This is a genomic window from Colwellia sp. MB02u-9, from assembly GCF_014077085.1.
In the GTDB taxonomy this organism is placed as follows: Bacteria; Pseudomonadota; Gammaproteobacteria; order Enterobacterales; family Alteromonadaceae; genus Cognaticolwellia.
On sequence record NZ_JACGVF010000069.1, the window covers coordinates 167,682 to 192,108 of the forward strand.

Genomic DNA, 24,427 nt, shown 5'->3' on the forward strand with positions numbered 1-24,427 from the left:
TACTTTACTGCCATTTACCATGCTAATAACTTAACTAAAACGCTTAAATAAGTCGTTCAATTAGCCAATAGATAGCGATAATAGCAATCGCAACATTAAGCGACAGTACTAACCTTTTTTGATACCAAACTTTACTCCTCAAGGGATATAAACACATAAAAGCGAGGGCAATAACCGTCAGTTGTCCTAGTTCAACGCCAATGTTAAATGAGATCAAACTCAAGGCATATTGACTCTGCGCTAATCCCAGATCGCCTAATACCGAAGCAAAACCTAAACCATGTAACAAACCGAAGGCAAATATTATCGGCATACGTGCATAACTAGTGGTATTTGTTTGTGCTCGGTAAATATTTTCAACGCCTACATAGACAATAGATAAGGCAATGAGTGGCTCTACAATTGCGCTGGACAAGGCTACAACACCGTAAATACCTAAGGCAAGGGTAATGGTATGCGCTAGGGTAAATGCAGAGATTTGCCATAGTAAAGTTGAGCGACGTTTAGCAAAAAGTAAAAGGGCTAAAACAAAAAGAATATGATCTAAGCCCAGTGGCAGTATATGAACAAAACCCTGATAAATATAATCAGCGGCAAGTTTTATTCTTGTAGGCACTATGGCGTTACTTCCCGCTAAGTTGGCGTTGGCTAAACTAATTTTATAACGGTTACTTAGGGTTGCTGAACGGATGATTTCTTGCTGTGGTCGAATCACTTTCAGTACAATATCACCCAATAATGGCGAAAATCGCACGGCAACTTCATCCACCCCTTGTGGAATATCTCCGGTTACGTTTAATTGTGCTTTATATTCTGCTGAGCCGGCTTGTTGAGATAATATTCGCTTTAAATGCTGTAATTGTAAGCCTTTAAAGGGCGCAATATTGTGCTTTAGGTTTTGTTCTATGTTCCCGTCTATATTCGCGTCAATGCTCCCTTCAATATTTTTATGCGCATTTATATAAGTAAAATGCAGACTAGTTTGCTGGCTCAAAATAACTTGTAGGTGTTCGAGTAGCTTTTTTTGTTCTACAAACGAGTGCTGATTGAGTACATCAATCACCTTAGTGTCATCACCTGAGATGTCTAGATGTTTTTTTAGTAAATGTAGCAAGTCTACCGTAACAACAAGTTGATAATGTTCACTGTTATCTAACGATAAAGTCGCCTTATTAATATCATCACTATGGGCAAAGCTAGCGCATGAAAAAAGTGCTGTGGTAAATAAAATAATAAAAATATATAGCGGAGAAAGTGCTCGCGTATGCAAAATAAAAACCTTTATGGTGAGAAAAAATAGTGAGAAAAAAATAGCGCTAAGCTATCGCATCTTTTATAAAATTAACAGTGATTTTAAAATGAAGAGGATACTTCTACATTTATATATCACGATTTACCTCTTCTTTACTGCTAACTAGCGCTTATTAATGGACAAACATAAACGCTAAAGCTAAACCTAAAGCTTATTGTTTATCATGCCGATGGAAAGTGACAAAACTTTGCGATATATTATGATTTAGAGCAAAAACTTTAAAAATAATATAAGCCAAAATGTTATATCGCAGATTATAATATTGTGGGCAACACTTCTGCTTTGCTAAAATTTAAATGATTTAGCAAAGCAGAGGGCCTTATTCGTTACTTATCAGCGCTAATTTATTCGCTTAATAAGATCAAATTGATACCTTAAAAAGCCAATAAACAGCCGAGTTAAGTTTGAAAATAGTATAAGCCAATAAAACAGCCATTTTAGTCATTGGTCAACGCTAATAACCAGAACAATATTGAGTTCATTAGGTACTTATGTTTAAAAAAATATTATTAATTCTGTTACTTTCATGTATTTCTGCGACTGCTTGGGCCTCAGGTCACGGCAGTATTGATTTAACCAACTCGATATTTGGTTTCACTGCCCTTATCTTATTCTCAATCGCCTACCTACTGGTTATTGGCGAAGACGTTATCCACTTAAGAAAATCAAAACCTGTGCTTGTTGCCGCTGGTGTTATTTGGTTAATTATTGGCTGGGTATACACCCAGAATGGAGTGCCCTTAGAGGCAGAGGAAGCCTTTAATCATAACTTACTTGAATATGCGCAGTTATTATTATTTCTTCTTGTGGCCATGACCTACATTAACGCGATGGAAGAAAGAGGTATTTTCGATGGCTTGCGTTTATGGATGGTTTCTAAGGGCTTGAGCCTTAGATCGTTGTTCTGGGTGACGGGTATTTTAGCTTTCGCTATCTCTTCATTTGCTAACAACTTAACTACCGCCATGTTGATGTGTGCCATTATATTAAAAGTGGCGTCGAAGGATAAAAAGTTTATCAATATAGCCTGCATTAATATTGTTGTTGCGGCTAATGCGGGTGGTGTATTTAGTCCGTTTGGCGACATTACTACTTTAATGATTTGGCAGTCAGGGTTGGTTAAGTTTGAACAATTTATTGTTTTGTTTATTCCCTCAGTGGTCAATTTTTTAGTACCCGCCATCATCATGAGCTTTTTCATTTCCAATGAAAAGTCGACGCCAGTCGTCAGTGAAGCTTTCCAAATAAAGCGAGGCGCAAAAAGAATTGTCGCACTTTTTGTGCTGACCATTGCAACAGCCGTGTTATGTCATAGTGTGGTTAATATGCCACCCGTGTTAGGTATGATGATGGGATTAGGTTACTTAAAGTTCTTTGGTTTTTATTTACGTATGAGCCTACCACGCTCTTTAGATAAAAAACGTAATAAAGCCGAAGCTGAAAACGATGCAGAAGCATTGAAAAAGCTTGGCAATATTATACCTTTTGATATTTTTGACAAAATAGCACGGGCAGAGTGGGACACCTTACTGTTCTTTTACGGCGTTGTTATGTGTGTGGGTGGTTTAGGCTTTATGGGCTATTTAAGTTTAGTTTCAGAGGCCTTGTACAGTAACTGGAGCCCAACTTATGCCAATATTGCCGTAGGTGTATTATCAGCCATTGTTGATAACATTCCGGTAGTTTTTGCGGTGTTAAGTATGAATCCAGTGATGGATCTTCAACAGTGGTTATTAGTTACCATGACCGCAGGGGTTGGCGGCAGTTTGTTGTCAATTGGCTCAGCGGCAGGTGTGGCGTTAATGGGGCAAACCAAAGGTATGTATTCTTTTATGGGTCACTTAAAGTGGAGTTGGGCTATTGCCTTAGGTTACGCGGCAAGTATTGGCGTACACTTTCTGATTAATGGTTAATATGTTTTTCAGTTTAGCTTAACTGAAAAACATATTGTGTCGAACTAGCTATTGTTACTACGCCTAAAGCGTAGTTAACCTTAGCTAGGTTGCCGCTTAATATAGTAACTAATCACTTCAATGAGTAACCAGAAAAGGGGCTTGGCTCTATTTAATCACTCTTTAACTCAGTCTTCATTTTAACAATTCTTTGAGGAAAATTGATGCTTTGCACTACGGCCTACGCCCACTAGCATTCAACATCTTATAATGATCTATATTGATAACTTAAGCCATTTCTTCATTGTTTGATTTTACTATATTGACGCTAGCTTAATAAATGGTAAAGTAACTGTGTTTATATACAGCCATGGTCTGTATTGTTATATCTCACATTAATTTATTTATATGGCATGGTAAATGTTTAAAGATAAGCCACCGCAAAAAAAGATAATTCATATCGATATGGACTGCTTTTATGCCGCGGTTGAAATGCGTGATAATCCCCAGTGGCGTCATGTGCCTATTGCTGTTGGTGGCAATGGGCCGCGTAGTGTGTTGTGTACTTGTAACTATAAGGCGAGAGAGTTTGGTGTGCGCTCTGCTATGCCAAACGCAAGGGCGAAAGCCCTTTGCCCTGAACTGATTATTGTTAATGGCCGTATGTCAGTTTATCAGCAAGTATCGCAACAAATTAGCGCCATATTACACCGCTATACTGATTTAATTGAACCTTTATCGTTAGATGAAGCCTATCTTGATGTGACTGATTCGCCGTTGTTTTATGGTAGCGCTACCTTAATTGCCAAACAAATACGCCGTGATATTTATAACGAGCTTAATCTCACCGCGTCGGCTGGTATTGCGCCCAATAAGTTTCTAGCTAAAATTGCGAGCGATGAAAATAAGCCCAATGGCCAATGTGTGGTTACGCCAGAAAATGTCAGTGCTTTTGTGGCTAATTTAGCGCTGAAAAAAATCCCAGGCATTGGGCCAAAAACCAGTGAAAAGCTAAAAGCTTTTGGCTTTGAAAGCTGCGCCGATGTAAGAGCGAGTTCGGTAGCAAAACTACACACTATAGTCGGTAAATTCGCTAACGTTATATACCAACGTAGCTTTGGTATAGATGACAGAGCACTTGAAACCTCACGGGTGAGAAAATCACTGGCAATTGAAACTACTCTGGCAGACGATATTGACTCCATTGAACAATGTCAGGCGATATTAATAAGTTTATTTAGTCAACTACAACTGCGCTTAGCCAAGTATGCTGATCGTGAAATTAGCAAACAAACGGTAAAAATTAAATTTGCCGACTTTCAGCAAACAACGGTTGATATAAAATCAAAAGCTTGTCTTGAAGCTGTTTTTATTGAATTATTACAAAAAGCTATGACCCGAGCTAATAATCGAAAAGTGCGTTTGATAGGCTTGTCATTGGGTTTTACTGAGCAACACAGTCATGATAAGCAAAGTCAGCTAGCCTTATTTTAGCCTTATTTTAGCCTTATTTTAGTCTTGTGTTGTATTTTTGTTAATTTAGTGTCAAATTTTTATTGCCTTTAAAAAGTATAATGCAAGGGCAAAGTGATCTAAGTACGGTCAAATAGAGTAAAACAATACATATCAACTAATACCCATACCAACAACAATTAAATGACAGAAGTTTAGAGCTATTAATAGGATTTAACCTATGCTTTGAATTCTCAAGTCTTAATCATATTAAAAATGGCGGAAAATCATGTTAAAAAAACTTTTAGTCAGTGCAGTCGTGAGTACATTATTGAGTGTTTCATTGCATGCGCAAGAAATGGCTGATGCCGATATAACTGTGCAACCCGCTGCAGGCGGTGTTTATATGTTGCAAGGTCCAGGTGGTAATATTGGCGTGTTAGCCACAGAACAAGGTTTGCTATTAGTTGATGATAAATTTGCCCCATTAGCTGAAAAAATTGAAGCAGCAATGAAAGGTATTGAGAATAAAGCACTTAAATATATCATCAATACGCATTATCACGGCGACCATACTGGCAGTAATCAGTTTTTTTCACATAAAGCGCCAATTTTTGCCCATGAGAATGTTCGCAGCCGGTTGAGCAGCAAAGCCGACCATGAAGTAGAAAGTTTGCCGGTGGTAACCTACAAAGATGGTATTACTATTTATTTAGCTAACGAAGAAATTCAGCTAACACATTTACCGAGCGGCCATACTGACGGCGATACCTATGTTTACTTTAAAAAAGCGAACGTATTACATACCGGTGACTTATTTTTTGAAATTGGTTTTCCTTATATCGATTTAGAAAGTGGTGGTAGTGTTAAAGGCTATTTAGCCAATGTTAAGTACATGCTTAAAAACACACCTGACGATGTGGTGATCATTCCAGGCCATGGCAAGTTAACCGACAAGAGCCATATGCTAGCCTTTGCGACAATGATGGAGTTTAGTATTAATAAAGTGTCTGCGGCACTTGCTGCCGGAAAATCTGAACAGCAAATACTTAACGAAGGTATGGGTGAAGAATATCAGCATTTGTCTTGGGAATTTATTTCTGAAGAGAAGTGGCTGAAAACCTTGGTTGCTGACTTAAAGTCATAGATGCTGAGTCAAAGTCATAGGTGAGTTATAATTCTTGGCTGTGTGAATAAAAAGTCCAACAAAACTGAACTCAGCTAACCGACTAGAGATAATTTACCTATAAGGGCTTTTTAATAGCCCTTTTTTTATGCGTAGAATTTACAGGTTGTAAGGTATCTTTGGGGGGGGGATGGCCATTACTCAATGATCATAATCTTTGCATCACTAACGCCTTATCGAACTTAACGTTTGTGCTTAAGTTACTTAAACATTAAAGTGAAAAATAAGATGATTTATTAACATAATTTTAGCTTACTTAAGCTTGCTTTAAGATTTGAGTAATAGAATGACATTATAAACTTTTCAGGAGATAGTTATAATGTTAAACACAATTTCAAGCCATCAAGTACACGAGATAACTTCAACTGAAAAATATCAAGATTATTCAGTTAATTTGACATCGCCTGAGCTGTTGTCAAATAAGACTACGCCAACCCCATTCTCACCAAGTACTAACTCACTAAGTACCAATTCACCAAGTGCCCACTCAACAAGTAACAATTCACTTGTTAAGCAAAAGTTTAATTTTGATATTCAAGTTGCGGCCTTGGGCAGTAAGCAAAGAAGCGAGATTGAGCAATTTATCAAACAAGGTTTTCTCAAGAGTTATCAGGCGAAAGTTTCAGTGACTATGCCTCATTTGTTAGCTCTGTGTAATGGTACTTATAAAGCGGCTTTAGGCATTCGTAGTGGTCAAGACGATTTATTTATTGAGCAATACCTTTCCGGTGCCATTGAGCAACAAGCTGTGTTTGCAAAAAATAATATCGACAGAAAAGATATTGTCGAAATAGGCCATCTTTTTAGTAATAATCAAAGGTTCACTCTGCCGTTATTTATGATCACAGCCGTTTCTTTGTTTTATCTAAACTATAAATATATGGTGTTTTCAGGTACAGAAAAGGTGGTTAATTTAATGGTTAAATCAGGTGTACATTGCACTCACCTTGGTGATGCTTACCAGAATAAAATTCAAACATCGACTGATGATTGGGGCAGTTATTATGCCACTAATCCAAAGGTTATTGCGGTGTCGTTATCCGATGTTATTGCTTTGATAGACCGACTGCCGATGTATCAAGCAATGTTTAAATCACTTGATAAACAAATTGCCCAAACATGTCAGCAACTAGGTTAAACAACTTTTAATTTATATGATTAATAAAAGGTATTACCATGAAAAAATTCACATTATTAACACTCCTTTGTTGCCTTGTAAGCAACGTATACGCGAATAATATCAGTAAGCTTAATTTTGATGACGCACTACTCGCCATTCAGCAACAGTGGGTAGAAGCTAATTATGTTAAAACTCAAAAGGAACAAAAAAACGATTTTACCGAGTTACAGCAAGCATCAAAAAAACTAACGGTTGAATTCCCAGACCATGCCGAAGCTTGGATTTGGCATGGTATTGTACAATCTAGTTTTGCGGGGGCAAAAGGTGGCTTGGGAGCACTTTCTTTAGCCGATGATGCTAAAAGTGCTTTTGAAAAAGCTTTATCTCTGGATGAAACCGCCTTACAAGGCTCTGCGCACACCAGTTTAGGTATTCTTTACCTTAAAGTGCCTGGCTGGCCACTGAGTTTTGGTGATGATGACAAATCTGAACAACATCTTAAAGCCGCTGTAAAAATGAATCCTACGGGGATTGATATTAACTACTTCTTAGCTGAATTTTATCTTGAACAAGACCAGTATGAAAAAGCAAAAGAGCACCTATTATTAGCACAAGCGGCTCCACAGCGAATTAACCGAGCCAGTGCTGATAAATTTAGACAGCAAGAGGTTTTAGTTTTACTTGCCAAAGTGAATAAAAGTATAGCGAAAAATTAAAATTAAAATTAATCGCTAAGCATGATTTTAAAAGCTTGAAAGACATGGTTTCAAGCTTTTTTGTCTGCAAAATAAGTAATAGGCGCTGATGCTATGGCGACTCCTCAGCATCGTATTAGTCAATATACCTTTGACGTATCGCGAAATGATAATTTGTATTAAGTGTAGAAGCCAAATAAAGCTAGCAACATTTTTTCAATGTAAGCCTACTTATGCCGTTAAGCATATAATGGTCTGCTTTACCGCCAATACACTTTTGAATTATTAACGATCACTTTGTGCGCTTTGCGGAAGTACAAGTTTGAAATTTCGAGTGTTTGTTAAGGTCAACTGTTCACCCGTTAGTTGACCTTATTAGGTCGACAGCTAACTTCAAAAATTTGCATTTACCTGACGTTATTTAATTTGTTTTGAGACTCATTTAATAATCATAAAAAGCAAATACCCCTCTCTTATCTACCTCCCTTATCTACCTCTCTTAGCATCCAATCTATGGGCGCAAAATTTAGGATATACAAACACCGCATTGTGACCAATATTTTGAATAACATCATTTAAATCTATGACTTATTAATAAAGGTAGCTATATCTTAAGTTAATACTATCCTTTATCATCCAAAATAATATAGATAAAGCCTTTAGGATACATATGAATAAGCACGGAAATTTATTTACAACCCTTTTTATCATTCTATTTTTAGAATCAGTAGTTATGGCTTTTGTATATAATACATTTTGGGAAACATTTATTATTGGCCTACCTGCCGCTTTAGTTCCTATCTTTTTGATTAAAAATGCAATCAATAGTGAGTTAACTAAACATGCTACGGCAATAGCTGTGATAATTTTTGCATCCTTACATATTCATCAAATGAATGGCCTAATTGAAGTCCATTTTGAAATATTCATTTTGATGGCTTTTTTAATTATCTTTAGTGATTGGAAAGTATTTATATCTGCTTTATTAACGATTGCAGTTCACCATGTATCTTTTTATTTTCTACAATTAAATAACGTTGGCGTTTATATTTTTGATAATGATAGATTACTATTTTCCACTGTAGTCATTCATGCCGCTTATGCTCTTGTTGAAGCAATTATTGCCGGGTATATTGCAAAAATGTTGTATGACGACAGTGTTGTGGGTCAAGAGTTATCAATAATTACCCAACAACTCACTGAAAATAAGAATTCAATAGATTTAACCATTCGCTCTACATCAAATGATAATGTGATTTTACAGGGTTTTAATCAATTATTATCTTTACTTAATAATGTGATCGTAGATGTAAAAAAACAAGCTCAAGACTTAGTGAACAACTCTACAAACTTAACCTTAGTACAAGCCACACTCGTAAGATCATCAAATATAAGACAAGATGAAACAGACGTAATAGCTTCAGCTATTGAAGAAATGGCGGTTACCGTGTCGTCTATTGCCCAAGATACTTCAATGTTAAGCCAGCAAATGTCAGAAGCAAATACACTGACACAAGCTACAGGTTCAAACATTTCAGATATTAACAGTATGAATAAAACATTAACGAAGGCATTATTTCAAACGAGAAGTGAAATAGAAGAGCTTACAAAGTCTAGTGAAATGATTACAACGGTACTATCTGAGATTACAAGCATTGCCGATCAAACTAATTTATTAGCATTAAATGCGGCTATTGAAGCGGCTAGAGCGGGTGAACAAGGTCGAGGTTTCGCAGTGGTTGCAGATGAAGTGAGGGCATTAGCCAATAGAACGAAAGAAAGTACTGATAAAATTAGTAAAACAACGTTAGAGTTAAATAACTATTCTAAAACATCCACTGAAGCAATGAAAAATTCTATAAAAATTGTTGAGGATGTCATTAAAACCTCTGATTTAGCCAGTAGTAATATGGATCAAGCTTTAACGTTAGTTGCTCAAGCAAGTGACATTGCAATATCGGTTGCCGCCGCAGTCGAAGAACAATCAACCACAACGGATAGTATTGCTGAAAGTACAGAAAACATGAGGGTTTCAAGCCAAGATGATTTAAAAAACATACAATCGTTGTCAAATGAAACTGAAAACATGAACGTTTCGATTATGTCATTAGAAAAAAATATTGAAAGTTTTAAATAAGCAAGCCAATTACTTCCATTACATTCTGTTTGCTGTTTGGATCATCGGTACTATTATCGCGGCAATATACTTTATTAGTGCCCGATTAGTTATGTTTGATCCAGATGGCAAATTAAAAGGAATGGATGGTAATGATATTATGACGGCGTTGGTGAACTCAGCAGTTTTAAAAGATAAAACATTGTCCAATACGATAATTCATTTTAGTGATTCAAACTGTCGTTGCGCTGCTAATAGTGAAGAGCATAAACTTTTAATAAGTACCCAAGCTGAGCAAGATGGTTTTAATGTATTAAATTTATCTATATCTAACAGTATAAGTCATATAATTCCATCCACACCGTCGGCATTAATTATTGATGCAAAAGGAAAATTAATCTATTTTGGGCCATATTCTGAAGGTCTTGATTGTTCGTCCTCCAATAGTTTGATAAAAATAGTGTTAGATAATTATAAAAAAGGTTATAACGCCAAATTAATACTTGCTCAAACTAAAGGGTGTTATTGCAATGTATAAACAAAATATTATTGAAAGAAAGTTATATCATCTATTTTGCGGTGTTCAACCATGTCCGCTGTAGATCAAAACATACAAATTTCATCAGTATAAATTTTCAAATGCTAATATCACGAAAGTGGCATCAGTTAGCGATCAGTTGTCATAAATAGTGACCGATAGCTAGCTTGCGCTTAACGTATAGCAGGGTCAGCTGCCAATTTTAGTTGATTTTTCCTATTTAGTGTTTCCATCTTTAGGTAGAGGGTTCCCACTTTATTCGACTGCTACATTAAGGGTAAAGTTAGAGAAAAAATCACCCTGAACTACTATTGGCATATTTTTTTATAATAGGTAATTGTTTTATAATTGATTGACTAACAAGTGAGGGAAATAATTGGTTGATGCGAACAAAAAGCTTTTCTGGCCAACCTATGTAGCGCTCTTCACTTGATTGCATGATCAAGGTGAGTAATGCTTTAGCCACAGTTTCGGCTGAATCCACAGCGCTATTCAGTTCAGAATTTAATTTCTCTACCTCACTACTATTTAAACTCGTTTGAGTGGCGCGTGGTGCAAGGTATTTAACTCGAATATTACTATCGGCTAGTTCTCTTGATAAGGTTTGGCTAAAGCCTCTTAAAGCAAATTTACTAGCACAATAAGCCGTATAGCCAGGAAAACCTATACTGCCATAAGTAGAGCCAATATTGATTATTTGTGCCTTGTCGCACTGTTTAAGTAAGGGCAATAACGCTTGGGTTAATTGCATGGGGGCGATAGTGTTAGTCGTCATAATATGACTTATTTCACTTTCGCTAGCTTGTTCAAATAACTTAAATTGACTCACTCCGGCATTGTTGATCAATACATTAACTTCAAACGGCAATAAGGCTAATTGTGCAATTAAGTGAGCGCGTTGTGCTGGCTGTAAAATGTCTACCACAAAGCTAACCACTGAGTTTTTGGCCTCTGGATTGGAAGCCAATAATTCGGCTTTTAATTGCGTCAGTTTCGCTTGATTTCGACCGACTAAAACCAAGTTAGCGCCAGAGCTAAACAATAGTTGGCTAAACGCTTGCCCAATGCCCCCGGTTGCGCCAGTAAGTAAAATATTATTATTGGTCATGGTGTTGCTGAATTTATTGGTCATTTGCAGAGCCTCTGGTCATGTGATTTATAGCATTCGGTAAAAATATTGTTTAAGGTATTATTTACAGTATTATTTAAAGTACTTTGTAAAAAATTAAGGCTTAGTAACCCATGCCAATAAAAAGTGCTCTGTCGCTTAAGTTGCCAGTAATAGCTCTGCGACCATGCAATACGCGTTTATTGTTAATAATGACTATATCGCCATCTTGCCACTGAATTTCTTGAGTATATTTTTCAGCAAGCTCAGCGGTTTGTTTCATTAATGCTTCACTCACTGGCTGACCATTAGCAAAGCTATAATTGGGTTTTTCATAATTAAAAGACGGACCTAACAGTGCGTTGGCAAAGGCGAATTGCTCAGTTTGGCTTTCTTCTGTGAACGTTCCTTTCTCCGCTTCTTGATTAGCAAGGCCCTTAATGGGTAAACAAGGCTGAATATCTAATGCGTAATCTAAACTATCATCAGGGTTTATTTTCCCTCTTTGATGTTGATTAATCGCTATAAAATCAGCTAAATGTTTTTCAGTTACCTCAGCTAAACCGTTAACTTCTGGGTGTTGATTAACCACATACTGGCGCCAAAGGTGGGAAGGTAAACGTCGTGAAACAGTCACTGTTTGTTGCCATGCTTGTTGTAACTGTGCTGACATATTTTGATAAAGTTCAGCACCGTCGCACAAGGTCGTTTGAGAACCCTGTTTAGCGCTTTTTTCACTATAAAAAGCCACCAAGTTAGGTGGAAAGGGCGTATTACCATTTTCTATATGTAAACCCACTGCGTCTATACCCGCATTAACTTTTTGGCTAGATTTATCAGCAAATTCACGTGCAGGATCAAAGGTTAGCTCATGACAAAACTGTTTTAATAATTCACTAAATTTTGGCAAGCTAGCATCAAATCCACGCAGTAATACCCAGCCGTTATTATTTAATTTTTGTTTGGCTTGGTTAACCACTTCAAGTTCATTTAACGCTGTGTTTGTGGTAGCCAAAATAATGTTTGTCATAGTGATCTCCTGATAATAAATAGGGTTAAATTATGAATAAAGTGCAGCAAGTTTGTCTTCATAGAGCAATGCAATATTTTTTCTTTTTATACGTCCGTTACTGGTAAGCGTATTGGACTGAGTACTAAAAGGAGCATCAGCTATTAACCAATGATGAATTTGCGCATAATCGGGTAAGCTTTTATTACACTCATCAATAGCGTTTTGTATCGCAAGCGGATTTTTATTACTGGCAACCACTACCGCTGACAAAGCAGGACGAGCTTCGCCAAAAACCGCTACTTGCGCAATAGTCGATGACGACGTTAAGCTAGCTTCAACCCATTCAGGAGAAATATTACGGCCAAAACTACTGACAATAGTGTTCTTTTTTCTGCCTGACACATAGATGAAGCCATCAGCATCGATATAGCCTAAATCACCGGTATGAATTTGTTCAGGTACTGGCTTTAACTCACCTAAATACCCTAGCATTGCCTGACCATCAATAATGATCTCGCCATCTGCAGCAATACTGACCTGCACATGAGGTAGTGCCTTACCAACACTGCCTATTTTATTTTGTTGGGGTAAATTAAGACTGACCACCGAACAACATTCTGATAAACCATAGCCTTCATAAACAGGTAGTCCAAGAGCTATCGCTTGTTGCAAAATAAGTGGCGATGTTTTGCCTCCGCCTAGCGCGATAAACTGTAAGCTGGCGCATTGATCTAAAACGTCTTTATTTGCTGCATGCACTAAATATTTTAATATTTGCGGTAATAAAATAACGCTGCCAACCTGATGTAAAGCAATTTTATTAACTAGTTTTTCAATATCGAATTCAACATTAGACACAAAACCTAGCGTGGCTAATGGCGCGGTTATTACCGCTCCACCTCGAAGTAAGCAAATATATACCCCGGCAATATTTTCTAATAATGTCGCTAACGGCATAACGCATAAATGATCTGATATCGGCATTTTAACCATTGAAGCTTCAATGCCTTCACACACCGCCGCAATGTTTGCACTGGATAAACAAACCCCTTTAGGCTCTCCGGTAGAGCCTGAGGTATAAGTAATTTTAGTCACGGCATCGATATCGTTAATCGCATTAATTTCACGATCAAAGCGGTAATCGCCCGATAGAGGCAATAGCAGGGTGTCAGTAAGTGGTAAAAGCTTAGGTGCGGCGTTATTCGCAACAGCAAAATGTAAGTGCTCGTTAGTGTTAAGCGCCAGCGTTAAAGCTTGCTTGGTTATAATGGCGTCTAGTTGTGCGCTTTTCGCTAAATGTCCAACTTGTGCTGGCGTAAAAAATAGTGGAATGGGTACTAAGGTCACGCCTAAGCTAGCGGCAGCCAAATCACATATAATCCACTCTGAGCAGTTATCCATATACAGCCCAATGCACTGCACTTTTTCTTGGGTAAAAACCGCGGCTACACTCGCTATTTTTTGCCATAATTGCTGATTAGAAATGAGGTCTTGATGATCACCCGCATCGGTAATTAAAGCAGCTTGATGAGGAAATAAATCAGCGCGCGAGCGTAATACTTGAAACAGCTTTTCCATGATACTTCCTTTTTAATGAACCCATTAGGATTTGATTAAAACAAGTATCTATGACAAATCTTAACGCAGTCTTAAGCGTGAGATAAATTTCTCAACATAAAGAGTAAAATTATGCCTTGGGTTTTGTTTACTTGATGCACTGGTAGCTATTGGCTTCGCAGGTAAGTCAAACCATTGCAAAAGGGGCTGTTAAGTATCTATTTCTGTGATGGGCGTTTGCTGGCTAAGCGCGTTATTCAGTTAACTCATATGCAGCAGTACTATTGATTTTATCTTGTGTATAGTGGTGAATATTTAACGTTTTAGTACTAGGTTGTCCAGTGCTAATATTTGCCTTATATCAGGTCTATTTAAAAGCAATAATTAAATATATAATCAGGTATAGCATTGATTTAAATGAGCTTTTCAGATTGGCCTTGTTTGCTCTAGGCTTAGGGGTGTGTCTATTTTTTAGCTTCAATTGCTGTGACCTTAAAATCAATTCCTTCATAGAAATCTCCGGTATCTCCAGGCAGCACGTTAATGCTCAGAACATCTTTAGCAAGCGTAATTTTTTCACTGCCTAAGTAATTTATTCTTAGGTTATATTTTCCTGGCTTTAAGTCCTGTAAAACAAAAAAACCGTCATACTCAGGGCTTACGCTACTATAGTAATTACCATTTTTTTCCACAACTATCTCAACATAACTAAAAAACTTTTTACTTATGCTATCGGCTATTTCTGGTAAATAAATAGATCCCATAACCAAGGATAAGGGGACAAGTCCGACAGATAGTTTTTTACCAGATGCGGGGATCAGCTCGATAACTTCAGCACTATTCGCTCTTAGTGTTGGATCAACCATAATACCAGAATAATCATAATGCAGCTTGTTACTGCGATAAGGTGATATGTTGCTGAGATAAAAACTACCCGCGCGGTCGGTTTTTACCTTATTTTTACCTATAGCAACACCGACACCCACAACAGGTTCTTCATCGATATCTTTTTCCCCATTGGCATTTTTATCAACAAAAATTCTTCCTTCGAGATAACCATTATCTGGATATTTGGCGTGATTGGTTAGAAAGGGTTTTTTCATATTGATCACGGTTTCATAACTCGCTCTGACCTTGTGCGGCTGAGCTCTTTTACTATCGTAATCCGCGTCTATCTTGAAAAAATCGTTAAATTTATATTCAAAAGTTATACCGAGGGTAAAATGATCACTTTTGTTATAATTTACCTCAACACTATAGGCAAAGTTTGTCTGCTGATGTAGTCTTTTTCTTAGCCTAGCGATATATTGCCATTTAGCCTCACGGCGCTGGTTATAGTTGGCATTGAGATTATAGGTAAAATCTCCCTCATTATAATCAACATCTATTTTGACTGTGTGGTTATGCTGTTGCTCGCTCTGTTTTTGTACCGTTTTGCCAAGGTCTGCTTTAATGCGCAGTACTTTGTTAACATCATAACTTACGCCGGTGTTATATATATTTTCGGTATGGTCTTGATATTTTTTATTTGAAAACCTAAAAAAATAATCACTTCGGCCATAATTGCCACTAATCTCAACTTGTTGATAGCGGTCTTTGTTTTCATCTTGCGCCAATAGGTGACTAAAACGCTCATAGCTGTAGAATAATTTATGGGAAAAAATTTCACTGCTCAATTCGCCAATATAGCCCTGACTTCGTTCTGTAAGAGAGTCATAATAAGAAAGGTTAGCCACTAAGGGGACAAATAAAGTTGAAAAACGGTATGCTAGTTTATGCTTAGCATATTGATAAAGCGTGTCTTCATTGCGGGTATTATAATAGTCAAAGTAATAACTGAGATTATTGCTTACACCGTAGGCAATCCCATAGGTTCGATCATCCCAAGCCTTATTTTCTGCTTGTGGATTTTGCCCATAGAAAAAGTTGTAGTCCCACTCTCCCGCGCTTAAAAAGTCATTACCCTGCATTACATTGACAATTTCTTCTGTTAGTAAGACACCATTTCGGTCGAATATCTTTATTGTAAAGGCATCGTTTTGACTTCTCATTTCTAGGGTAAACTCATACTCGACTCCCTCGATACGCTGATAGTCAGCGACCTTACCATTTTGATAAATTTCAACCATAGCGTTGGCGGCTGCTCTCCCTCTAATAGTGACGTTTTGTCCGGAACGCGTCACGGTATAATCGTTGTCACTAATGGATAAGCCACGAATGTTGCTGTTGTAGCCTAGCAGGTTATTGCCACGGATATAATTGTCTCCAATAATGAGCGTTTTATCCTGTAAAATATAAGGATATTTTAGGCTAATATTAGCGAGGTTTTTATTGGGATAAAGGCTATGCCTGATATTAAAATCACCATAAAGTAGCTGCGCACTATACTCAATGTCAACATTTCCCTTGTTTTGCTCTGCCCCATTTTTAAAGTAGCTACTTATATCATTAATGTCATAGCGTAGCTTAAGCATACCAAAATCGATGAGCTTTCTGTCCTCTTGCATAAAGAAGTCTTTTTCTGGTGTGGCAGACTGACTGTTTTTCTCTTCTTCGATACCTCGCTTTCTTCTTTGTGCCGCAATCCGGTAGTCTAGGGGTAGGCTAAAATCGGGTGATATTACTAAAGTGTAACTTTCTGCCCGCCACTGAACCGCCTTAATAGGCAGCAGCTCACTGATCCCCTGAGGGTCCAAATAGATCTGGCCATCTATGATGATGGTGTTTAGATTAGTAAGCTTTTTTGTTATATACCTTGCTTTGCTATCTGGAAAGAGACTAGCTGCCATAAAGAGTTTTATGTTTTCACCTTCAATGGACAATTTGCTATATTCGCGCAATTCACTAAAGGCTATAAAATCCTTGATTGCAATATAAATGCCGCCATCATAATCACTTTTGACCTCGTAGAACTCTTGCTTTAGGTAGCGACCAACTTTGAGGGTGATCATATCGTCAAAATACTCATCCTGTGTATTGGCGAAAGTGGGATGAATAAAAAGCAAGCTGTATAGCATGAGGAAAACTGGACTGATTAAGCCTGTGGGCACTTTTTGAATGGCCGAAAAAAACATTACTAGGCTATCAGGAAATTTAAGCAACATTTTTAGGCCGCTAAAACGTATGTAAACTGCAAAAGCGCAGGCGCTAAAAGGTATAAAAAAAAGAGATTAAAAGCGCTAGCGTCGTAGAGTGACTTTTGCAAGGAAGGTCGCTTATAGGTTATTAAAAAAAAGTGCTTTGATTTAAACAACGGTTACTTGGAGTGTGGGTAGCCCAATATATTCAGTGCTTTTAGTGAATTTAAAAGACTTAATCACCATCAAGATAGTCAACTTGGTATTTAATTCTTTTGCTATGTTTACCGCTGATATTTTTTTCTCCCAGCAGTGAAAAACCAATTGTAAATTCGCCTTCGCCATATTTATTTAAAGTAATGATTTTTTGTTTAGGCTGCAGGTTTTCAATCCTGACACCAGGAGTAAGGTACACGACCCCATTGGTTTTGATCTGCAATTTCACCTGTTTATTGGCTTTGCCTTCAACGGTGATAAGCACACCCTCTTCAGGATAAACCTTCAGCCTGCTGCCGTTATAAAGATAGAGGTCTTGTAATTGGGCATTTTTTACGCCGACAATCTCTAGTGAAAAAACCGAAGGTGCAAAAATAAACACTAATAAAAATAAAAATTTGTTCATTGCTTGGTAACCAGGTTAAAAAAGGCAACTATCAAGTTGCCTGAATAATGATTAAGTTTATGCTTAACTTGTAACTTTAGTCACCGTTGTATCAGCGATAGCATCATAATTCACTGAAATGGTAATAATTTCACTAACATCAGCCTCTGTCACATTAGCGGTATCTAGGCCAACATTAAAAGTAAGAGCTTGCGATGTAGTTGTATCCACAAAACCTATTGCTGAACCGGTCGTATCACCAGTTAAAAGAGCCAATGCACCATCAGTTGTAACTGTATAACTAAATGTTTCTAGCGCTTCACCCACGACGGTAGCAATAACCGCTTCAGTTGAAATAACTGAGTCAGTGTAAACATCGCCAAAGTCGATTGTTGCTGTATCTACCGTGACAGAAATGGGTGTTACATAATGAGCAACAACATTTAAGGTATCGCTTACTTGCCCATCTAAGGTCGCAGAATCATTCGCAGCCATTGCTGTTGAAGAGATGGCTAGTATTGATGTTGCTAATAATAATTTTTTCATTTTTATCTCACTTGTATTGCTTTGATGATGAATAAACTGCCTTTTTATCAAAGAAAGCCTATTCGGGGATGTCGTTGTAGGCCACCAGTACCGTAATTGTCGCAGACAAATCGCTGCTCATATCACGGGTACTAAGGTCTACATAAAATTCATGGGCTTGGTCAGCCCCGTTTGCTGTTGCTACATAAGTCATGGTATTTGTTGTATAGCCTGTGTTGGCCGTGCGCGACACTTGTAAAACATTACTGTTGTCGTCATTACTTATTTCGACGGTATAGTCATAGCCACTCTCGGCATTCACCGTAAAATCAACCACTACACTGTCTACCTCGCTATCACGGTACACATCGCCAAAATCAATACTTGTAACAGCAAGCCAGAGCGATATTTCTTTAACCGCCTCACCATTGATATAAAAAGACCCTTCTTCAGCGGCCAAGCAGCTTGAAAAAAGTAATAATATTACAGCGAATTTACGCACTTTTAGCGCAGTTAAAGAACAAAGCTAAATGCTTTAGAAAAATCAATTTTGTCATTGGCAAAAACAATTTCTACATAATCAGTATCTGTATTCATCGCTATCGATTGATTGAGCTTAACCAGCTGCTCGCGATAGAAACCTTTTTTAAAGTTTTCTTCTTTAATCAATGCGTTATTTTGGTAAAACTTAACAGCAATATTAAGAGGATAAGAATAATTCCCCTCATTTTTAAGCTCACCTTGTAATTGATAACCTTCATCGGCTTTTACCATCCGTAAATTTTCAAAATCCATAGCACTTTTAAGTTCACCTTTTCTGGCATAGTAGGGGATCCCTATGTTCATCAACATGGTAACTTGACCAGAATTTTTTCTTGGTGGCAGCTCTTTAAATACCAGTAGCGCAACATATTCTCCATCAGCTAAGTCTTTTTTTATTCTGGGCGCTATCCTTACTTGGATCTGACCTTTAGGTGGTATCAATACTATTTTTGGATAAGCGACCAATTGATCGCCCAAGTAATACTTGGCTTTAGCCCATGGCGGTTTTTCAAAGTCGACCCTAACTCGAACAGGCTTGTTGCTCTGATTGACCAGGGTAGTGTCTTGCGTGACCGGTTGGTCCAGATCTACCCCAAAACTTGTTTGGGTGACCGTAAAGGCACTAAAGCTGCTAATGGAATAAGTGCAAAGTAATAGTGCAATAACACCTTGTAAGTAATTTTTCATATGAATCAAATAATTCCTGCTACATTTTTATCTTTAACGAATTTTACAAAATTCAGGCAAAAAAAATGGCCCTCATAAAGAAGACCATAGATAAAAAAATAGCTCAGGAAACAAAAGTGTTTATCCACTCTCGGCAACTGGCTACCATTTTACAGGCCCTTTAGCTTTGCGTCCCTAGATTTCCCTAGGTTTGCGATTTATTTATAGGTTTGCAATTTATTTACTTTCTAAACAGTACAACGAGATTAGATAACCGCCATAAAAAGCGTTTATCTGATAATGACTTATGTTACATCTCTGTACTGATCGATAATTAAGCTTTGCTATATTATTTATTAGGCTTACCGTATCACAAATATGGTGTATGTTAAAACTAGCTACTTATGATGAATATTCAGACAGTTTAAAACTTGTATTGTACAAGCTCAGTTTATAGTGTCGTTATCGAACCGCTAGTGCTTGTAAACTCATAAAGTAGGCAAGAGAAAGGATTAACACAAAAGTGTCACATCAGAAAAATAAGCGCTCATTTTGAACGCATTTTAAACAATAAAAAATGTCAGGCTGGCGAAGTTAATGTTGGAGAAATAGACTAGTGGCGGGGTAATTAAGCTGATTTTTTGTAAAAATATCTGTTACTTAATTCATGGGAAAATTAGGATAAAAAATAATTATAAAATTTATAATTATTTTTTATCCTAATTTTTAATGAGAGGGTGGTGGAGTCTGTAGAACAAGCAGGTTTTCTCTGCCAATTTAGCCAGGTAAAAATGCAAGGCTATTTGTTCTCATCTATTAAATATTTTTCCTATGTATAATGCAAAAATAGAAAGGGTTATGAATGAGTTGGTATTAATAACACCACAGAAAAAAAATAGCAGCCTTGAAATAAACGCATTACTAATTAAAGGGTTACTTAGGGATGGTGATTTTATCAGAAGAGATAATAGCAATCATTTAATGACCTTAGAAGCTTGCATTACCATAATAAAAATACTGGTGGATGAAATTAATTTAAAAGACAAAAGTGATAGCGATATTAATGTTTTTACGGAATTAACAAACGAAGAAAAAGATTTTTTAAGCTCAGTTTTTTAAGCTCAATTTTTTAAACCACAAAAAAAACCGCATAAATGCGGTTTTTTTATTTGTTCATTGCCTATCAACTTATGTGGTCAGTAAAAGCAACCACTATCTTTTAGCTTATAACTAAGGGTGAGAGCGTAACTTTAAGGTTGATGTCTCTGCATCATAAATCAGCACGCGTTGGTAAGCTGGCAATAAGTAACTTTCAGCGCTGCCATCCGCTATAACCTCTGACCAAAGCTCTACTTGAGCCGCGTTATATTTACTATAAGTAATACCTAAGGTTGGATCAAAACGATAGAAATAACTGTTGTTACCGCTATCTGTGGTGCTGTTAAAGGTTTGCACATTAGCATTGCCTTGAAGTCGGCCGTTGTCAGTGTAGATAGTGCCGTCAAAACTTGCCCATTCGCTGGTGCTATTAGCGCTATAAATCGTCTCACCGTTATCACTCATGGCAAAGCTCGATAAGTTAGTAAAGGCTGCATTGATATAGGCTGGCTCATTTATCACTGATATCGTTTCACTGGCATAAGCGTTATAACTTAGTGCAAAGCGTTCAAGTGAGGTGCTTGCTTGCTTGTAGACCATAAATATATCTGCACTATTGGCGTGGGCAATGGTTGAAACGAAATAGGCATTGTTTTGAAGCCAATATTGGCGCGTTAAATTTAGGTCGGCGTACTCCAACGTTTGTGTGATAACAAGGGGTATTCCAGCAATTATTTTTATCATCAGAGGGCGGTATTCTATGGTGATCTTGTCACTATTTATTTGATTAAACTGATGACTGTTTAAGTCAAATTGATAATGATTAATCCGTGTTTTTTCAAGCCCGTCTTCATCTAAATAAGTTTCGCTATTCGATGCTAACAGCATTGAACCGTCAGGGTGGATCACTAAGTTGGTTAAATCGACATCGACTAATGGTGACCTTGTGGTGTTAATTAACGCGCCAGAAATAACATGATAAGTATTAATTTTATTGCCTTGAGCAATATAAACGTAAGGTCGCATCGGATCTAGCACCAGGCCTGAGGTATTGAAGCTAATATTACTGATATCAAGGTCATTGGCATCATTGACGCCTTTATTGAAGGTGACGTTAATGCGGCCTAATAACGCGGTATCAGCGGTAGTCGGTGATAAGGTTATTACCGCACTATGAACACCGTCAGTCGCTATATTGGCGGGTGTGCCCGTGATAGTCAGTGTGTTGTTGGTGCTGTCAGTTGATAAAGATAACCAGCTAACGTCAGTACTGGCTTGCCAAGCGATATTAGTTTCGCTGTTGGTTAAAATATCAAGGGTATGTACGAGTGTTTGCTCGGTGGCTAAACTATTAAAAGCCAGTGACGGGTAGTTACTACTTAACCTTATGGCATCAATAGCCAGATCAACCGTAATCACTTTTGTGGTGCCACTAGCGGGGTCGTATATCGAGATACTGGCGGTCATTAAGCCCCAACCGGTAATTAAACTAGTATCAATATCAATTAATATTCTCTCGCCATTGTCATCACTTTGCGGTGTTAGTATCAGCCAAGGTGCACTGGCCGTTGCTTGCCAATTAGCAGAAATATTTGACAGTGTCAGTGTTTGTTTTGCTATGGCGCTGTTGCCAAAAGTGGTATTAAAGGCGAGTGTTTCAACCGAGCTTGAAATTTGGCTTAAAGTGATAACATCTATGCTGTCAGCACTGCTTGATGTTAAAACTGCACGGTTATCACCATTGGCAATTAACATTTTGGTGGGTTGATTTTCACCTAGCTCAATACTGTTAGCAAGGGTTTGTTGTTCGTTATAAACATCGATTTTAAAACCAACTTCCGAGTCAAATCTCACATAGTGAGGGCGATCATTAGCACTATGCGCAAGCGCTAAATTAGTCATGGCTGCATTGCTATTTAACACGCCATTGTCGATAAAGGTTGTACCATCAAAACTTATCCATTCACTTGTTGGGCTAATCGTGTAAATATTTTTCTCATCAGCGGTAACATAGAAATCGTTAATTTGCTCGTTTTCACCTAATAATTCAGGTCGATAACTGTGGCTTATTTCTGTGGTGATGGGGTTGCGGCCAAAATCATTCACGTTGACATTTAAGCGCTTTATCGACATTAAATCATCGCTAGTGCTTACGTCTAAGGCGAATAGGGTTTGATTTTGTTCAGCAACATTAAAGGCTTGGGTAAAAAAGGCGTTAGGGCCATCGAAGCCAACACGCATTAGGTTTTCGTCGGCAAATTCTAAAATGGTGGTTGCCACAAAATAGCGACCATTAAGGCGAATAAATTTTATCGGTTCGTTGGTAATATCAACATCAGTTAACTCAACAACGCTCATGTCACTGAGGTTGATTTGATATCTATGTATGCTGATTTCACTGGTGTTTTCATCAATGACGGTAGTTTCGAGCGCTTTTGCTAACATCATGCTAGCATCGGGATGAATAATTAGCTGTTCTAGTAAAGTATCTGCTGGCGCTATAACGGTTGTGGATAATAATTCATTAGTATAAAGGTGATAGCTGCGTAGTTCATTGTTGGTGGCAACATAATACTGTGGCAGTAAAGGATTAGTTACTACACCATCAGCGTTAGCGACAATATTGAGTGAGTTATTTTCACTGAGTAAGTCAGATTTATAAAAACTCACTTGAATAGTTTCTGCCGTCGCTGTGGTTTGTTCATTGCCACTTAGGGTGATCTCGGCGATCGTGGTTGCGTTATTCGCTAAGGCTGTGCTGTCGGCAACCAGTGTTAATTCATTAGTGTCGGCGTTAGGCGTTAGGGTTAACCACGCCGCTTCGGTTGTTGCTTGCCAGCCCCAAGGCAAAATACTATTTGAATTAATGTTAAGCGTAGTTTGGTTGTTACTAATATTAGCGGTTTTTGCTAGGGCAACGGTTGCTCTGTCTGCAAATAAATGAATATTGTCTAAGCTCAATTCAACAGGATACTCTGTTGTGCCTAGCGGGCTGGTGATATCTATGGTCGCAGGATAAAAGCCTGCGGTACTAAAGTGACTAACATCAGGGGTGGCGGTAATGGTTGTTACACCATCAATAAAACTTTTTTCAAGGCTGAGCCAAGGCACTGAACTGGCTAAGGTTAAATTATCTGCGCTTGAGCTCAGTGCAATGTTTTTCGAGGCAATGGCGTCAACACCGTAAGTATCATCGTAGGTAAGGGCCTGCCAAATCAGTAATGAAACATTAATATCGGCATGGACTAAGTTTGTTGTTGCCGTATCGCCACTGGATAATCTTAGGGTGGTACCGTAAAGGTTCGCTGCGATTCTATCAGCGTTAACCACATCAATATGAATAGTGGCAGAGGTGTCGGTTAGATTAGCAATGCGATAATTTAACCAAGCTACAGGCGCTGCGGTAGGGGCGAAGCCGAGTAATAAGCCATCACCATCAAAGGTAACATCAAGGGCTATGGTATGGTTTTGTGTTTGTAAAAATTCATGGGTAAATGCGACCGATGAAACTGATGCGCTAATGTTGAATGTTGGTGTTGTATCATTTGAACCACCACATGCTTGTAAAAATAGTAAGCTAAATAAAATAACCAATATTAAACGCATGTTTTTAATTTGTCCCTTCATACATGTCCTTATTTTTATTAATCGCTAGCACTTAGCTGTTATTTTTGACTGAATTTCGCTCAATGTTGGCTCATTCATTATGTAAATTTCTGCACGTTTATTTTACTTTATTTTGCGTGATTATTAACGCGATGTAAAACTTATTAATATAATGTAAATTTAATTGGCGTTAGGTAAGGTTAGTCATCATTGATGATTTTTACTTTTTACTGACTTAACTCGGGCATAAGTTCTGTTGTTTACCGGTTTATTTTCAGTGAAATATTTACCAATAAAAAATTGGATCACATCATTCCCTTTAA

General features: G+C 37.6%; 18 protein-coding genes and 1 riboswitch. Of the genes, 8 read left to right on the forward strand and 10 right to left on the reverse strand.

All coding sequences use genetic code 11. From position 1 onward, the window contains the following. Window positions 1-43 precede the first annotated feature (43 nt). Window positions 44-1,270: a HupE/UreJ family protein gene (locus H4J65_RS03345; RefSeq protein ID WP_220465078.1), complete on the reverse strand. Its 1,227-nt coding sequence runs from the start codon at window positions 1,268-1,270 to the stop codon at window positions 44-46. A gap of 533 nt (window positions 1,271-1,803) precedes the next feature. Between H4J65_RS03345 and nhaD the strand changes: the two genes are divergently transcribed. From nhaD to H4J65_RS03380, 7 genes are all read left to right on the forward strand, one after another. After that, window positions 1,804-3,225: a sodium:proton antiporter NhaD gene (nhaD, locus tag H4J65_RS03350; RefSeq protein WP_182195490.1), complete on the forward strand. Its 1,422-nt coding sequence runs from the start codon at window positions 1,804-1,806 to the stop codon at window positions 3,223-3,225. Between the two features lie 399 nt (window positions 3,226-3,624). Then, window positions 3,625-4,698 carry a DNA polymerase IV gene (gene dinB, locus H4J65_RS03355; RefSeq protein ID WP_182195508.1) on the forward strand — a complete coding sequence of 358 codons (1,074 nt, stop codon included), beginning with the start codon at window positions 3,625-3,627 and terminating at the stop codon, window positions 4,696-4,698. A 247-nt stretch (window positions 4,699-4,945) separates the two neighbouring features. Next, complete coding sequence (locus H4J65_RS03360; RefSeq protein WP_182195511.1) at window positions 4,946-5,803, forward strand: MBL fold metallo-hydrolase; 858 nt, start codon at window positions 4,946-4,948, stop codon at window positions 5,801-5,803. A 358-nt stretch (window positions 5,804-6,161) separates the two neighbouring features. Beyond that, a complete protein-coding gene (locus H4J65_RS03365; RefSeq protein ID WP_182195515.1) occupies window positions 6,162-6,980 on the forward strand; it encodes a thermostable hemolysin in 819 nt (272 codons plus the stop codon). Between the two features lie 38 nt (window positions 6,981-7,018). Then, complete coding sequence (locus tag H4J65_RS03370) at window positions 7,019-7,678, forward strand: tetratricopeptide repeat protein (RefSeq protein WP_182195518.1); 660 nt, start codon at window positions 7,019-7,021, stop codon at window positions 7,676-7,678. A gap of 649 nt (window positions 7,679-8,327) precedes the next feature. After that, entirely contained in the window at window positions 8,328-9,794 is a 1,467-nt protein-coding gene (locus H4J65_RS03375; RefSeq protein ID WP_182135067.1) for a methyl-accepting chemotaxis protein, read from the forward strand. Beyond that, entirely contained in the window at window positions 9,778-10,311 is a 534-nt protein-coding gene (locus H4J65_RS03380) for a DUF6436 domain-containing protein (protein WP_182195522.1), read from the forward strand. Before H4J65_RS03375 ends, H4J65_RS03380 begins: the two co-directional genes overlap by 17 nt. 295 nt (window positions 10,312-10,606) lie before the next feature. On the opposite strand, the gene H4J65_RS03385 is transcribed toward H4J65_RS03380, so the two are convergent. From H4J65_RS03385 to H4J65_RS03420, 8 genes are all read right to left on the reverse strand, one after another. Further along, window positions 10,607-11,443 carry an SDR family oxidoreductase gene (locus tag H4J65_RS03385; RefSeq protein ID WP_220465079.1) on the reverse strand — a complete coding sequence of 279 codons (837 nt, stop codon included), beginning with the start codon at window positions 11,441-11,443 and terminating at the stop codon, window positions 10,607-10,609. Window positions 11,444-11,543: 100 nt separating this feature from the next. After that, window positions 11,544-12,449, reverse strand: a complete 906-nt coding sequence (locus H4J65_RS03390; protein ID WP_182195525.1) for a TauD/TfdA family dioxygenase — start codon at window positions 12,447-12,449, stop codon at window positions 11,544-11,546. 30 nt (window positions 12,450-12,479) lie between these two features. After that, window positions 12,480-14,009 carry an AMP-binding protein gene (locus H4J65_RS03395; protein WP_182195529.1) on the reverse strand — a complete coding sequence of 510 codons (1,530 nt, stop codon included), beginning with the start codon at window positions 14,007-14,009 and terminating at the stop codon, window positions 12,480-12,482. 443 nt (window positions 14,010-14,452) lie between these two features. Next, complete coding sequence (locus tag H4J65_RS03400; RefSeq protein ID WP_259367500.1) at window positions 14,453-17,092, reverse strand: hypothetical protein; 2,640 nt, start codon at window positions 17,090-17,092, stop codon at window positions 14,453-14,455. Between the two features lie 208 nt (window positions 17,093-17,300). After that, window positions 17,301-17,687 (reverse strand): hypothetical protein, encoded by a 387-nt coding sequence (locus tag H4J65_RS03405; protein ID WP_182195534.1) that lies wholly within the window; start codon window positions 17,685-17,687, stop codon window positions 17,301-17,303. Window positions 17,688-17,750: 63 nt separating this feature from the next. Next, window positions 17,751-18,212 carry a hypothetical protein gene (locus tag H4J65_RS03410; RefSeq protein WP_182195537.1) on the reverse strand — a complete coding sequence of 154 codons (462 nt, stop codon included), beginning with the start codon at window positions 18,210-18,212 and terminating at the stop codon, window positions 17,751-17,753. A 58-nt stretch (window positions 18,213-18,270) separates the two neighbouring features. Then, window positions 18,271-18,693, reverse strand: a complete 423-nt coding sequence (locus tag H4J65_RS03415) for a hypothetical protein (RefSeq protein WP_182195540.1) — start codon at window positions 18,691-18,693, stop codon at window positions 18,271-18,273. 11 nt (window positions 18,694-18,704) lie between these two features. Next, window positions 18,705-19,421, reverse strand: coding sequence for a molecular chaperone (locus H4J65_RS03420; protein ID WP_182195543.1), 717 nt, complete (start codon window positions 19,419-19,421; stop codon window positions 18,705-18,707). A 129-nt stretch (window positions 19,422-19,550) separates the two neighbouring features. After that, a riboswitch (cyclic di-GMP riboswitch) is annotated at window positions 19,551-19,626 on the reverse strand. A 632-nt stretch (window positions 19,627-20,258) separates the two neighbouring features. On the opposite strand from H4J65_RS03420, the gene H4J65_RS03425 reads away from it, so the two are divergent. Next, on the forward strand, window positions 20,259-20,519 hold the full coding sequence (locus tag H4J65_RS03425; protein WP_182195548.1) for a hypothetical protein: 261 nt from the start codon (window positions 20,259-20,261) through the stop codon (window positions 20,517-20,519). Window positions 20,520-20,630: 111 nt separating this feature from the next. On the opposite strand, the gene H4J65_RS03430 is transcribed toward H4J65_RS03425, so the two are convergent. Further along, on the reverse strand, window positions 20,631-24,125 hold the full coding sequence (locus tag H4J65_RS03430) for a hypothetical protein (protein ID WP_182195552.1): 3,495 nt from the start codon (window positions 24,123-24,125) through the stop codon (window positions 20,631-20,633). Between the last annotated feature and the right edge of the window lie 302 nt (window positions 24,126-24,427).